The sequence below is a fragment of the Crocinitomicaceae bacterium genome (assembly GCA_016708105.1).
GTDB lineage: Bacteria > Bacteroidota > Bacteroidia > Flavobacteriales_D > Crocinitomicaceae > JADJGJ01.
Map to the genome: position 1 here is coordinate 647,929 of JADJGJ010000001.1, position 14,494 is coordinate 662,422.

At 35.9% G+C, this 14,494-nt stretch carries 11 protein-coding genes; all 11 read left to right on the top strand.

Annotation, left to right across the window (positions count from 1 at the left end; all coding sequences use genetic code 11):
- The first annotated feature begins 3 nt into the window (after window positions 1-3).
- The 11 genes from IPH66_02690 to IPH66_02740 all read left to right on the top strand — a co-directional run bounded on the left by IPH66_02690 (window position 4) and on the right by IPH66_02740 (window position 14,492).
- Window positions 4-1,722, top strand: a complete 1,719-nt coding sequence (locus IPH66_02690; GenBank protein ID MBK7128259.1) for a T9SS type A sorting domain-containing protein — start codon at window positions 4-6, stop codon at window positions 1,720-1,722.
- Window positions 1,723-1,825: 103 nt separating this feature from the next.
- Window positions 1,826-2,641, top strand: a complete 816-nt coding sequence (locus IPH66_02695; GenBank protein ID MBK7128260.1) for a T9SS type A sorting domain-containing protein — start codon at window positions 1,826-1,828, stop codon at window positions 2,639-2,641.
- A 15-nt stretch (window positions 2,642-2,656) separates the two neighbouring features.
- Window positions 2,657-3,391, top strand: a complete 735-nt coding sequence (locus tag IPH66_02700; GenBank protein MBK7128261.1) for a T9SS type A sorting domain-containing protein — start codon at window positions 2,657-2,659, stop codon at window positions 3,389-3,391.
- A gap of 454 nt (window positions 3,392-3,845) precedes the next feature.
- On the top strand, window positions 3,846-7,394 hold the full coding sequence (locus IPH66_02705; GenBank protein MBK7128262.1) for a S8 family serine peptidase: 3,549 nt from the start codon (window positions 3,846-3,848) through the stop codon (window positions 7,392-7,394).
- An 11-nt stretch (window positions 7,395-7,405) separates the two neighbouring features.
- A complete protein-coding gene (locus IPH66_02710) occupies window positions 7,406-8,095 on the top strand; it encodes a T9SS type A sorting domain-containing protein (GenBank protein ID MBK7128263.1) in 690 nt (229 codons plus the stop codon).
- 158 nt (window positions 8,096-8,253) lie between these two features.
- Window positions 8,254-9,357 carry an AAA family ATPase gene (locus IPH66_02715; protein MBK7128264.1) on the top strand — a complete coding sequence of 368 codons (1,104 nt, stop codon included), beginning with the start codon at window positions 8,254-8,256 and terminating at the stop codon, window positions 9,355-9,357.
- Between the two features lie 10 nt (window positions 9,358-9,367).
- Window positions 9,368-9,847 (top strand): 3'-5' exonuclease, encoded by a 480-nt coding sequence (locus tag IPH66_02720; protein ID MBK7128265.1) that lies wholly within the window; start codon window positions 9,368-9,370, stop codon window positions 9,845-9,847.
- A 44-nt stretch (window positions 9,848-9,891) separates the two neighbouring features.
- On the top strand, window positions 9,892-11,802 hold the full coding sequence (locus tag IPH66_02725; GenBank protein MBK7128266.1) for a DUF262 domain-containing protein: 1,911 nt from the start codon (window positions 9,892-9,894) through the stop codon (window positions 11,800-11,802).
- Between the two features lie 14 nt (window positions 11,803-11,816).
- Complete coding sequence (locus IPH66_02730) at window positions 11,817-12,734, top strand: WYL domain-containing protein (GenBank protein ID MBK7128267.1); 918 nt, start codon at window positions 11,817-11,819, stop codon at window positions 12,732-12,734.
- A 306-nt stretch (window positions 12,735-13,040) separates the two neighbouring features.
- Window positions 13,041-13,547: a hypothetical protein gene (locus IPH66_02735; GenBank protein ID MBK7128268.1), complete on the top strand. Its 507-nt coding sequence runs from the start codon at window positions 13,041-13,043 to the stop codon at window positions 13,545-13,547.
- Window positions 13,548-13,814: 267 nt separating this feature from the next.
- Window positions 13,815-14,492 carry a hypothetical protein gene (locus IPH66_02740; GenBank protein MBK7128269.1) on the top strand — a complete coding sequence of 226 codons (678 nt, stop codon included), beginning with the start codon at window positions 13,815-13,817 and terminating at the stop codon, window positions 14,490-14,492.
- Window positions 14,493-14,494: the final 2 nt, after the last annotated feature.

Here is a 14,494-nt window from a genome sequence, read left to right on the forward strand (position 1 = left end):
TAATTGAATTTTATAATTAGAAATATTTTTTTATTTGGTAAACTGATCGCCGTATTGCTTGCGATCAGTTTACCTCATTTAGCTGAAGGCCAAAAACCTTATTTGGATTGGGTTAACGGACATGAAACAGGATCTTCTGAAGGAGTTGCAATCTGCACGGATGTCAATGATAATGTTTTAACAGTCGGCCTATTTCATGGCACTCTCATTGTGCAAACAACAACGGGTGCTGATACCATCGTTTCACCAACTGCTGCGGATAATTGCTTCATTCAAAAATCAGATTCTGACGGTAACGTAATTTGGATAAAAGGTATAATTGGGGTAGGAACCAGTGAAATAGTAGGAAACGCTATTTTAAGTGATAGTGCCGGTTGCATATATGTAGCAGGCGCATATTCAGGCACTGTGGATTTTAATCCAAGTAACAATCAATTTCTTAAAACTACGTCCGCTGTTTCTGAAATATTTGTTTTAAAATTGGACGCATCTGGGAATTTGGCATGGGTAAAAACTATGGAAGGAAATCTTGCAGCCTATGGCAGTATCGCAAAAGATATTACGATTGATTTTCAGAATAATTTAGTACTTACAGGAGAATATTTCGGTACAGTAGATTTTGACCCAAGTGGGGCGAGTGAAATACCTCCGCCAGGTGGCAGTGTATTCATCCAAAAACTTGATTCAGCAGGAACTCTAATTTGGTTGAGAACAATTAATCCAACAACAGGAAATGCTATCATCACTGACCCAGTTGGCAATATTTATATAACAGGAGCAATTATTGGCAGTGCAGATTTTGATCCAGGAGTAGATAATTATCCATACAGTTCATCGACGATTAGTTATCCAGATGTTTATACATTGAAACTTGACCAAGACGGAAATTTTATTTGGGCGAATTGTTTCGGAGGTGAGAATTCTGATGTTGGGATTGATTTAGCGATTGACATGACTGGAAGTGTTTACACTCTCGGTACATTTTATGATACGGTAGATTTTAATTCTGGTACTAATGTTTATTTAGATTCTGCTGCGGGAAGTCAAGATATTTTTATTCAGAAAGTTGATGTATCAGGTAATTTTATTTGGTCGAAATCTATTGGCGGAGGATATTACGATTTTGGCAAGTCATTAACAATTGACGCTCAAGCGAATATTTTTATTTGCGGTTACTTTAATACTTCAACTGACCTGAATCCTGGGGTTGAAGAAGAGCTTGAGATTTCAAATGGTTTTTCGGAGATATTTATTGAGAAACTGGATTCGACAGGACTATTTATTTGGGGCGACGCAATTGGCGGCATATCAGGGGACTACGCAGAAGATTTGATTTTAGATCAACAATCTAATCTCTATATCACGGGTAGAATAACACAAACCGTGAATTTTAATCCGAATGGAAATCCTATCGAAATTACTGGTGATGGTATTACAGCTTATTCTGCAAAGTACTTTGAAGGATACGCCGGATTCGACGAAGTGCTTGAGGAACCAACTCTGATTATTTTCCCAAACCCTGCCTCCTCTTATATTAATTTAGCCGGTATTACTTCAGAAAAATTGATTGTTACAATATACTCGATTGACGGAAAAGTGATTCAAACTTTAATTCTTAATAGTGAAAATGTTGTGGATGTTTCAGAATTATCAACTGGAAGTTATATCATCCACGTCTTTACCGAATCAGGCATTCATTCTACTCAATTGGTAAAAATGTAATTACAAGAAATAATTCAATCGCTTAAATAATTTATTGAATTGATTTCGTGTCTTTCAACTTTTAGCCAGTAGCTTTCGTCTTGTTTACAACCAATCCAGTACCATGAAAAATTTATATTTTCAGCCGATATTATTCTTTGTGTTATTTTGTTTCAATCATTCGTCCATTTTCAGTCAATGTGATGATTTTGAAATGACCGTTACTGGTGAAAATCCTACTTGTTACAATTATTCAGATGGTGCGGTCACAATCAATGCAACCGGAGGAAATGGAGGCAATGAATATTCAATATCTGATTCGACAGGTGCAATAATGACATGGTATTCAGGAACGCCTAATACTTTGGTTTGGGGTTGGTATTATTGTTACGTCATTGATGATATGGGTTGTGAGTTATTTGACTCTGTTTATCTTGAAAATCCGGGAGAGCTGCAACCGATTGTTTACTTCACTGATCCAAGTTCATTGGCAGCTTGTGATGGCATTGCAACAGTTGATACTGTCTTAAATCATCAGGGTGGCTATTCAGGAATTGCTTATTTCTGGGATCCCGGAGGGCCGGACGGAATAGGTCAAAATGTTAAATCCGATTTATGTAACGAATATTTTACTTTGATTGTAAATGATTCAATCGGTTGTTGGGTTATGGCTGAATTAAGCATGGGTTCTGCATCTGTGACAACAAACGAATCAGAATCATTATTAATGATTTTTCCAAATCCTTTCACCGAATCAACATCAATTCAGATTGAACGAAGTTTGATTGGTGAAACAATGTTTATTTACAATCAACTTGGCGTGCTTGTAAGAACATTATTGATCCAGAATGAGCAAACAACGATTTACAAGGAGCAATTATCGCCAGGTTTTTATTATATTAGAGTTGGGAATTATCAGGGAGAACTTATCCTTGAATAAGGCAATAAAAAACACATGAACAACAAAAATTGTATTCCTTTAAACAGGTTTGAAGTACAATCAAAATCAACTCTTACGTCCTTAGGATTACTGCTTATTTTTGTTTTATTTTCAAGTTTTTCTAATGCTCAACCAACTGACGTAACCTGGAGTTTTCACATTGGCAATTTGAAAATCATACCCAGCTATCCGCTTCCTGGAGAAGAAGTAAAGGTGGCTTTTAATATTGGAACGTTTCAAGGAGCCAGTTATGAAAATGAAAACGCAATCATCAATGGTTCAGATATTGAAGCTTCTGTTTGCATGGGGATCTATGCGACTGCAAATACCGAGTTTTTTGTAGACACAATTAGTTTAGGGATGCTTTCTGAAGGAACTTATAATCTTCGACTAATTGGTAGGGGGGATTATGGTTTTACTGTTTGCGATGACTTTCCGGCTATTTACGATTCTGCTTATATCGATACAAGTTTCGTTGTTTCTTCCACCAATCGGATTGGCGAATCTGAATTTAGTATAAACGCATATCCTAATCCAACAAGCGATTTTATAAGACTTAATTCTTTCACTGATGATTTCTTTTTCATTGAAGTGTATAACGCAGCAGGGATTCTTGTTCTGACGGAGAATCCACAAAAAAAATCAAATAGTTATTACGAAATTGACCTGAGAAATTTAAGTCCAGGCATTTATCATTTGGTTTGTGTTGCTGATACTCGACGATATTTCACGAAAGTTGTGAAACAATAGTTTTCAAATTTTGGTGGGATTGGTAAAAAAATCCCCATCATCTCTGACAAGGATTTCCCAGTTATCAATTGTAAGCTAAAGATAAAAACTCCCTCTTTTGTTTCCCCATTCGGGCTTTTGAGACCCGTGACGTTTACCTAAGGGAGTGTTCAAAATTAAAACTAATTTCTAATATCCGTTGTTGGAGCTTTTGTTCATATGATTCGGCGATTTGAAATTTTTCATCGCTAATTCGGAATTTATGTCATGTGGAAAATACGGTATTTGTCATGCAAAAAATACATGAAAATAATGGATTAGAACAGTGATTTTTTATTTTCAAACGATTTACCGATTGCGGAAACTACGTTTTATTTTTGAGTGGATTCACTCATGTTTTTGACAAAAATTAGTCTTACGTTTACGCAGCATTAAACTGAAAGTCAGTTTCGTTTGTTCTCTAAACCCAAAAATTATGATTCAACTAAATTTCAGAGCCGTCAGCATCCTAATTGTTGCACTGTTTTCAAAAACGGCATTAAGCCAAATTCACCACACCAGTTTAGAGTGGGTAGATAGGAGTCCTGTTGTAGGCGACGCCCTTTATCACTCAGCAAGTATTGTTAATGGAGGCCATTTGTATGTTACAAGTAACGTGCGAAATATTAATGGCAATACTGACATCATGACTATTAAGTATGATACAAATGGAGATACTTTATGGGTCTCAACTTATGCGGGATCTGCCAATGGTGATGATTATGGTGTAGACATCAAGTTTCTTTCTGGGAATATTTGGGTAGTTGGAGCTGCAAAAAACACAGGTACAGGTTATGATTATTGCACACTCAGATACAATTCTACAACTGGTGCGCAAACTTATGTAAACAATTTTAATGGAGCTGGAAATGGTGACGACATTCCCACAGCTTTGCTGGTGGAAAGTTCTGCGGTTTACGTTTGTGGTGGATCAGAAGCGACTAACGGATTTTCTGATTTCGCTGTAAATAAATTAAATTTTGGCCCTGGTGGCACCTGGACAAAGTATTATAATTATGCAAATTTACATGACGGAGCTACGTCAATTATTTCATCTGGTACGAATGTTATTGTGACAGGTGGCTCAGCAGCAGCTGTTGGGGATTGGGATTTAGCAACTTTAAAAATCCATAAACTTACCGGTAGTATGACAGTGACTAGAACAAATATTACTGGGGCAACGATGGTTGAGGCAAACTCCATGACATCTGACTCTTTGAATAATATTTATATTACAGGATATGCAGAAGTTTCAGGAAATAAGAATATTCAAACTATAAAATTAGACTCAAATTTGGCATTGACTTGGATTGTAGATTATGTCGATTCGTATGACGATGTTGCAAACGATCTTGGAGTCGATGGTTACGGAAATATCTACGTTACGGGCTATACTGAACTATCTACAGGTGGAACAAATTTTGTTACGTTGAAATATGACCCAGCAGGGTCACTACTGTGGTCGTCTTTTACCGGTAATGGCTCTCAAATTGAAACCTGCGCTTCAGAAAAGATTGCAGTTACCAATGAAGGTGAAAGTTTTATAGCTGGTACAATCAATAATGGAGGTTCATCAAATATGCGTATTGTCAAATACAATACATCGGGTCAAGAATATTTTATTCGAGAATTTTCTACGGATAATGTTGACTATAGTGCGTTAGACATTCGTCTTAATGGCTCTGATATTTATGTGACCGGGGTTGCTGAGCGCATTGACACAACTGAATTAACAGTTCTCAAATATTCCATTTTAGAAACGTCAATTGATGCAGTGGTTGATTCGGCAGGAAATAACCCAAGAGTTAAAGGAGAAATCGTTGTTCGTTTTAATCCTGACTTTATTATTGAGGAGAACGTGAATAATAAAGATAAAATGCATGGTGAATTAGGTGACTTTGTTGATATTGTCTTGCTTGATCGAATTTCGGATAGTATTGGCTATGATGTTTCAAAATTTGAGTGCTATAAGGTGCATCCGAATAGAACAACAGCAGACACTATATCAATTTCACGAGGGGGACACGTTGTTCGATTAGCACCATTTTATGCAAGCTTTGGGATTATAATTCCTCCATTCGTTGATGATTCATTGGCTAAAAATGAATTTACATTAACTGACGGTTCAGTTTTATTCGCTGATTTCAACGCCATTTATGAATTGCATGCTGGGGCAAATGATACGGAATATCAAAACGGAAATCATGGAGCCCTCGTTGCAACAGTTGCTTACCCTGATGCAAACATTAACATCGAACCAGCTTGGGATATTTTTGTGGGGACAACTTCTATTAGCTGTGGCGTTTTTGATAGCGGAATTAGAAGAATGCACGATGATATATCTGACGGAACGTTTTCAAATTCTTCGGTTGTTGACGGTTACAATTACATTACAGGCTCACCGATATTGTTGAACGAGAATTCTGATGACATTGGTCATGGCACTGCTGTGGCAGGTATTATTGGTGCATGGAGAGATAACTCTTATGGTTCAGTTGGAGTTGCAGGTGGATCTGGAACGGGTGATGGTGTAGTCTTACACGATATGAAAATTTTTGCAGAAAATCTGAGCAATTGTTTTCCTATTGCAGCAACATCAACTCAAATTGCGCAGGCCATTGTTGATGGGGCAATCTCAACAACCAGTGGTGGATTAGGTCAATATATTCAGAATCACAGTTGGGGTGGGTTTCATAATTTTGAAGTTGAAGATGCGATGCAAACTGCACATGAGAATGAGGTATTTATTGTCGTCTCTTCAGGTAATGCTGAGTCAGGAATACCAGGTGATTGCAATTTTATTTCTTATCCGGCACATTTAAAGGATGACTGGATAACGCAAGTTGGAGCCAATGATACCACAGGTGCACGAGCCGGATTTAGTAATTGTGGTTCAACTAAACTTGATTTTATTGCACCAGGAGTCATTCAGTTATATTCACCACTCGATCATGAATTCAATACGTTTAATGATACACATGAATACGGTAATTCTTGTTCGAAGGAACTCAACGGTACAAGTTTGGCGGCTCCCCATGTGGCTGGAACTGGAGCATTAATGATAGGGTATTATAATGATGATATTCAGGCATTGTCATACATGGCACCAGAAGATTGCGAACAATTAATGCAATATTATGCAACAGATATTACAGCATTCCCCAATTCCCCAGGTGTAGACATGGAGACAGGATATGGTAGATTAAATGCCGGAAATACTGTCCAAGGTATTTCACTACCAGAATACAACATTTTACATTTTGAATTTGAAGACTCAACTTTTGAGAGTGTTTATATTAATCAAATCAGCTATGAAAATGAGGATGTTTACGGAATACTTCCAGGTGCCAATACACCATTGGCATCTGTATTAAATGTCACGAAATATGAATTTATTGCGACGAATACGCACTCCATTCCGAGCGGTTACAATTTAGTAAGTGGCTGGAAGCGTGATGCTCTTTCAACCGGTTATGGGGACTATAGTGTGCCGTCTGGAGGAACCATAGTACAGCCAATTCATCATTTTCCAAATGAAGTAGATGTAGAAATGCTAACATATGACGCAAATTCAGCGACGTTACATGGGTATGTTTATGAAATTTTTGCATTTGATTTGGACTCTGGATATTATATACCAGTTGGTTGGTATCCTCATGATACAGCAACCGCGGTGAAATTTGCATATACACTTTACATTCAAAATCCAAATGTTGGAATAGATGAGGAAACTATGGATTCAGGTATTGATGTATATCCAAATCCAGCTAACAACATGTTGAACGTTTCTATGGTGTCTTCTACGGATGAGATTTCATCAATTCAGCTTTATGATTTAGGAGGAAGACTGATTGAAACTTATAGTTTCATCCAAGGCTCACAACAAGTTTCGGTCAATGTTGAAGGTTTTACGAATGGGGTATATTTCGTCAAAGTATTATGTTCTGGAAAAGAATTCAATGAAAAAGTCGTAATTTGTCATTAACAAAAGGTTTGATGAAAGGAAAAGTATATAAATATTCTATATTTTTTTATTTATACGTGTTTGGCACAATGGGATTTGGGCAGCAAATTGACTCTATCCGCTATTCACCTTTATTCCCAGATTTGAACGACCAAATCGAAGTAGTTGTTTTTATGCGATACTCGAATTATGGTTGTATAAAGGATAGCAGTCACCTTGTTGATATGATTGGTAATCAATACCTCGGTAGTTCCTATACTTGCTGTATTCCAGGAATCGACGCAATTCATTACGATACAGATACATTTCAACTTAATCCAAACATGATGATACCTGGATATGTGGATTTTTATTACATGTGCGGGTATAAGATTACATCAGATTGTCCGGCATTTCCAATTCTTGTAAGCGGCGATACGATTCCTTACCCTTCTGACCTTGCATGGATTTCGATTCCGGTAGGCTATCAACTGGGGATAGAAAATACTGAAATAGACTTACTTCAAGTTTATCCAAATCCGGTTCAAAATGAAATTAACTTTTCTTTTGGCCAAATTGAAAACGCAGAAATATTTATCTACTCATTAGATGGAAAAGAAATTCTTCATCAAACAATTTTAGATGAAAATTCAATTGATGTTTCAGGATTATCAAGTGGAAATTATTTTATCAAAGTTATTTGTGAACGAGGTGTTTTTTCAGCGCAGTTTGTGAAGGAATAAAGTTCTATTAAAAATCCTCTTTTGTTTCCCTATTGGGGCTTTTGAGACCCGTGACTTTTGCAGGAGGGAGAAATCAAAGAAAAAAAAATCCAATCAATTTTCATTGCGCCATACTTTGGCACAGTGTGCGTTTAACTTTGACTTCAAATAATAACGCTATGAATCAAAAAAAAATATTACACAAAAAAGATAAAATAGAAGACCATTTTTACGCAGTGTCAAACTATGCTAGCATAATGACTACAAATGCCGCATTTATAGATGCCGGTCTTGTATTTGCGACAAAGAACGGTTTGTTCTCACAGAGGGTAGAAATGGAAATGGTTGAATGTGAAGAGGCATATAAGCAATTGATTTTAGGTCAGGAATCTAAATTCAGACAGGTAATTTTGAATAAAGCCTTTAATGGTGAATTTGAATTGAAAGATGTGGTTGTTGAGATACAAAATGATTTAATCTTTTCTATGGATATCCATTTGAGAGTTGTACAAATTTATTCTTCTTTGGCCGCAACGAAAAAAATGAATCAACTGATTTCGGAATTGCAGAAGTTTCAGAAAAAACGACCGAAGGACAAACCGGAAATGCACGTACTTATAAATTCTATGAAAGGATTGGATACCAAAAAAATGTTGATCTCAAATCCTAAACTGGATATTACTTTGAATTACAATGATGATTTGGCTGCGGTTCATCAAACCATACTTTCATCCTTGTCTAAAAGGAATAACAAAGGTTTGGTTTTACTACATGGTATTCCTGGTACAGGTAAAACGAGTTACGTTCGGTTTATCATCTCAAAATTGAAACATAAAAAAGACATAATCTTTCTACCGCCTAGACTTGCCAATTCACTTACCAATCCCGATTTAATCAAGGTATTAATATCAAATCCAAATTCAATTTTTGTAATAGAAGATGCAGAACAATTAGTATTGGACAGAGAACGAAACGAAGTTTCACCAGTTTCAGCCATCCTCAATTTAACCGATGGTCTTTTGTCTGATTGTTTGAATATTCAAATAATCTGTTCATTCAATACCGAACTTACAAAAGTTGACAAAGCACTATTGCGCAAGGGAAGATTGATTGCTCGTTATGAGTTCAAACCTTTGGCAACCGAAAAGGCACAGAAACTTTCCGATAAACTTGGATTTACTAAAGAAATTAACGAACCGATGACGTTAGCCGAAATTTACAATCAGCACGAGACTGATTTTCATCAGGTAGAGAGTAAAAGTCGAATTGGTTTTGTAGCTTAGTAGTGTCATGATCGCAGATTTTACAGCCATAGATTTTGAAACAGCTACTTATGAAAGATCAAGTATCTGTCAAGTTGGTTTGGTGAGTTTTGAAAATGGAGTAATTGTCAAAGAATTTAACTCCCTGATTAAACCTCCGGGAAACGAATATTATGAAAATTTGATTGATGTGCATGGTATCACTCCGCAGGACACGGCAAACGCTCCAACCTTTGCTCAAATTTGGCCAGAAATAATTGATTACATCCAATTTCGTGATGTTGTTGCGCACAATGGATTTTCATTTGACTTTCAATGTCTCGACAAAACGTTGGCTTTTTATCAATTGGAAGTACCGCCGTATTTTAAATTCTGTACATATAAAATTTTCAAAAGCAATTTGGCGGAATTAGCTAAGACCTATGGAATACCACTCAATCATCATGATGCTTTGAGTGATGCAAGGGCATGTGGTGAATTATTTATACTTCATTTAACGAAATTGATTTAACATAAGGTTAGGCAGAGAATGAGAAACTCAAAAAAATATTTACGATGACAGCATATAACTTAAAAAATTTATTTGGTACAAGGATCTTTCGTATTCCTGATTATCAAAGAGGATACTCATGGCAAGAAAAACAATTGGATGAATTGTGGGACGATCTTGAAGAAATTCATATAGTAGAGGGTGAATACAGGAAACACTATACCGGTACTCTTTATATTGAAAAAACGCTTCCACAAGAAATGGAAAAATGGTATTCAGGAGTAGAATTTTATAATGTTGTTGATGGGCAGCAAAGACTTACAACGATTAGCATTTTGTTGTTCGAGCTGATCAATGCCACACAAATTGGTTATGCAGAAGAAAATCGGGATGATCTTATAAAAACGTACTTATATAAATCAAATCTTTCCGGTGAAAACAGAATTTATAAATTTTGTTATGCGCTTACTGACAATAACTATAGTTTTTTATTGAATACAATTTATGAAGATAAAAAAGTGATTCTAAGACAGGGACATTTGAATCTCTACTCCAAAAATCTTATGTTGGCGAAGCAATTCTTTAGAGAAAAAATTGCGGGGCTTGAACATCAACAAAAAGATAATTTATTCAGAAAAGTTACGACTGCGCTGCAATTTGACATAAGAACAATTGAAAGAGATTTAGACGTTCAAGCAGTTTTTGAAACCATGAATAATCGAGGCAAACCTTTGTCGACACTTGAAAAACTGAAAAACAGATTAATTTATTTAGCAGAAAAGCTTTCAGGCCCTCCTGAAGATTTAGTGTTATTAAGAAGGAAAATCAATCAAGCTTGGGCTGAAATATTCAATAGTCTTGCACAAAATCCAGATTCAATTCTTGATGAAGATGTATTTTTATCTGCTCATCTTTCATTGTATAGGAAGCCAAAAGAATCGACATTTTCCGAGAACTTGGCAGAACAAAAGGTATTTGAAATGTTTTGTAATAAACCTGAAAAATATAGCTCAGATGAAAGTGGTAAACTCGAAGAACCAATTTCGTACAAGAAAATTGACGACTATATTGTAAAGCTATCCGAATTAGCGCCTATATGGTTCAAGATTCACAATTCAGACAATAAGATAATTAAACGAATCCTAATATTAAATAGTAGCAAGGAAATCAAAATATTTATTACTGCCGTCTTATACAAAATCAAAGACGATATTCGGGTAAATATCATTTTTGAGAAATTAGAGAAAATACTTTTTAGAAATCAAGTTCCCGGAATCGGAATAATGGATGAAAGAAATCCTGCAAATTGGGCTCGTGATCTATACAACAACGAGGACGATGCAAACAGGATAATTGATAGGCAGAATGAATTGTTAAGCATACCTGTTGATATCCAAAGCATCATCCGCTCATTTAATGCCTTATTCACGTATGTGCGCGGGGCAAATGGTTTTCACAGATGGAGCGCACTTAAGTATTTTCTTTTTGAATATGACAACTATCTGAAGTTAGTATCAAGAGAAACAAATGATAAGGTGCTTCTTTCTGAGTTTTATGAGACGACTATTGAACACGTTATTCCGCAAAGTTTCAAAGAAAATTGGCAAAGCGAATTATTATCTCTTACCGAAGTAGGTAATGATGAGAGAATTGCATTAATGCAGAAAGTAATTATAAACTCATTAGGAAATTTAACAATTCTGAAGAATGGTAAGAACTCATCACTTGGCAATAAAAGTTGGGCTACCAAAAAGGAACGATTCAGAACCGGATCGTACAACGAAATTGACATAAGCAGTTATGAGTTGTGGACGATTAACAGTATAATTCAAAGAGGTACTGAAATGTTGAAATTTCTTGAAACTAAAATTGATGGATTATCCTTTTCAGAGAGCGATATCGAAAAAATATTGTTCTATGAAGATTTCATTATTAATACAGTATATAACCGAAATCAAAATATCATAATTAATTGACGAATGATAATCTAATGTCCAAAGCCGCCTACATAGCCCGCTATGCTTTAATTCTAAAAAAATTGAAGGCGGCTCCTTATTCAACTATTGAAGAAATAAAGGACTTCATTGATCGAGAAAATGAACGAATGTCGTTTTTTGATGACAGAAATCAAATGTCATTTTCTACTCGGACATTTCACCGTGATAAAAAAGAAATCAGAGATCTTTTTGGAATTGAAATTGGATATTCACCTTCTTCAAAAGGTTATTATTTGCGGCAACAAGAAATTGAAAATGCCGGATTTTTGAGAATGGTGGAATCTTTTGAAATTTTCAATTCGCTCAATCAAAATAGCGGGAATACCCAATACATTTTTATGGAAAACCGTCAGCCGAAAGGAACTGAACATTTGTTCGGAATACTACATGCCGTAAAAAATGAAAAGTGTATTGAATTTTTGTATCAGAAATTTTGGGAAGATGATCCAACATTAAGACTTGTTGAACCATACGCCCTAAAAGAGTTCAAGAGCCGTTGGTATCTGATTGCTATTGACAGAAAAGACAAGCGTTTAAAAACATTTGGGTTAGATCGCATCAGTGAATTGACAATTTTGTCTGAGGGCTTCAAAAGAAATTTATCGGTTGACATCAATGAAATTTTCCGTCATGCTTTTGGTATCATTTGTCCAACCGATCAGCAGCCGCAGAAAGTTGTTTTGACTTTAGATCCAGAGCAAGGGAAGTACATTAAGTCTTTACCAATTCATTCATCACAAAAGATTCTTGTTGACAATGACAAAGAATTGCGGATTGAATTATTGATTTACTTAACCCATGATTTTTTTATGGAAATGCTTTCTTTAGGATCAAATGTACGAGTGATTGAACCCAAAGAATTTGGTAAGAAGCTGAAAACAGAACATGAAAATTCAGCAGAGTTGAGCTGATAAAATACGGTAATGCCGAAAACCGAAAAGTGTAGGCAACTTAAAAAATAAATTGTTATGGCTAATTTTTATTGTAAATGGTGTGGATCAAAGAGTCCAAGCGTTTCAAGTTTGACTTCAAATCCATGTTCAAAAAATCCAGAAGGTAAGAAACACGCATTGTATGAAGGCTCTGAAAAAGATAAATACACTTGCAAATATTGTGGTATTTCAAGTCCTTCAATGTCGAGTATGACGTCTAATCCTTGTTCAAAAAGTCCGACTAAGAAGCATCATCCTGCTTTATAAACTAAAATTTGTTTTAATATGAATAATACCATTGAAATTTTATGGACAGGCCCTTTTTCAAGTCAGGAAATTTTGAAAATGAATGGCCCAACGGACTTTGGCTTCTATCAGCTTTATGGGAACCACAATATTTATGGCAATAATGTCTTACTCTATTTTGGTAAAGCATCAAAGCAAAATTTTGCAACAAGGATTCCACAACACGATGATTGGTTTGGATGGGAAGACATACAACCGGAATACTATATCGGAAGGATTGGTGGGGAGATTCAATTAAATAATCAGGACTGGGAGGAACAAATCGATTATGCTGAGTCTAAAATAATTTTTGAGTGCCATCCAAGTTGGAATTCCAGTGGATTGAACCGAGCTGACAAAAAAGTTAAAGGCCAGAACGTTGTAATTCTAAATCATGGAGTAAGACGAAGTATTCCAAAAATTATCTGCGATCATTTTCTGGTGGAATCTGCAAGAAATCGTGGCAAGTGGAATGTTTATTCGACTGATTTGTTTAAGAAGGAATAGTTATAAAATCCCCATCATCTCTGACAGGGATTTTTTAGTTATCAATTGTAAGCTAAGGACTAAAAACGCCCTCTTTTGTGTCTCCATTCGGGCTTTTGAGACCCCTGACGTTTGCAGGAGGGAGGCGTAAATATAATAATTATCAACACTCAGATTTGAATCACCGCAAATGCATAAATTGCTTCTGGTACAATTTAAAGAGTGAGTTCACTGGTTTCGTGAACTTCATGCCTAGTTAGATGGACTGAAGGTATAAAACTACAAAAGATGTTTAGCGAACGAAATGAGCAAATAAAAGCAATGGCTGAAAATTTTATTTCAGATGGTTTGAAAAATGAAAATCCTGCGGGACTTTGTTTCACCACCTCGTTTGCATTAATGATCTATTTATATGCTAAAGGCATAAAAACTGAAATACGCTCGGGCACGTTTCCAAAACTCTTGAAGGATGGATCTGTGTTTAATGTTGCGCACTTTTGGTTGCAAGTAGACCAGGAGGGAACTGTGTTGGACGCTACGTACAATCAGTTTAACGATCAACCGAGTGATGGAGGTGTATATTTGGGTAGATTGGAAGACCATGAACTCACTCAAAAATACAAGGTCTATCCTGAAAAATATGAAGATTGGTTCCCGGAGGTATGGAGTGTGTGGTCAATGCCGTATGAAGATACTACGTATCCAATAAAGGGTGATATTGAAAGAAGTCTCACGTACTCTTTAAAAATTGCAACCCGTTTGCTGGAAGAATTGATTAAACTGAATGTTCAGGATGATTTTTTAGATGAACAATTCGGGCTTTTTTTTAAACCCGTTTACACCTTGCTCCATCACGTGAGAACTGGGAAGATTAACTTTAAGTTGGTGGAGACTGAAATGACAAGCGGTTTTGAAAATCTTATGCACAGAAGCGCTGTATGGGCAAAAGAAGAAGGTCTTCAGTAACC

Bases quoted from the DNA above. Each gene is read 5' to 3' on its own strand.
- IPH66_02715 (MBK7128264.1), top strand. From the start codon at position 8,254: ATGAATCAAAAAAAAATATTACACAAAAAAGATAAAATAGAAGACCAT.
- IPH66_02695 (MBK7128260.1), top strand. From the start codon at position 1,826: ATGAAAAATTTATATTTTCAGCCGATATTATTCTTTGTGTTATTTTGT.
- IPH66_02725 (MBK7128266.1), top strand. From the start codon at position 9,892: ATGACAGCATATAACTTAAAAAATTTATTTGGTACAAGGATCTTTCGT.
- IPH66_02735 (MBK7128268.1), top strand. From the start codon at position 13,041: ATGAATAATACCATTGAAATTTTATGGACAGGCCCTTTTTCAAGTCAG.
- IPH66_02710 (MBK7128263.1), top strand. From the start codon at position 7,406: ATGAAAGGAAAAGTATATAAATATTCTATATTTTTTTATTTATACGTG.
- IPH66_02740 (MBK7128269.1), top strand. From the start codon at position 13,815: ATGTTTAGCGAACGAAATGAGCAAATAAAAGCAATGGCTGAAAATTTT.
- IPH66_02730 (MBK7128267.1), top strand. From the start codon at position 11,817: ATGTCCAAAGCCGCCTACATAGCCCGCTATGCTTTAATTCTAAAAAAA.
- IPH66_02700 (MBK7128261.1), top strand. From the start codon at position 2,657: ATGAACAACAAAAATTGTATTCCTTTAAACAGGTTTGAAGTACAATCA.
- IPH66_02705 (MBK7128262.1), top strand. From the start codon at position 3,846: ATGATTCAACTAAATTTCAGAGCCGTCAGCATCCTAATTGTTGCACTG.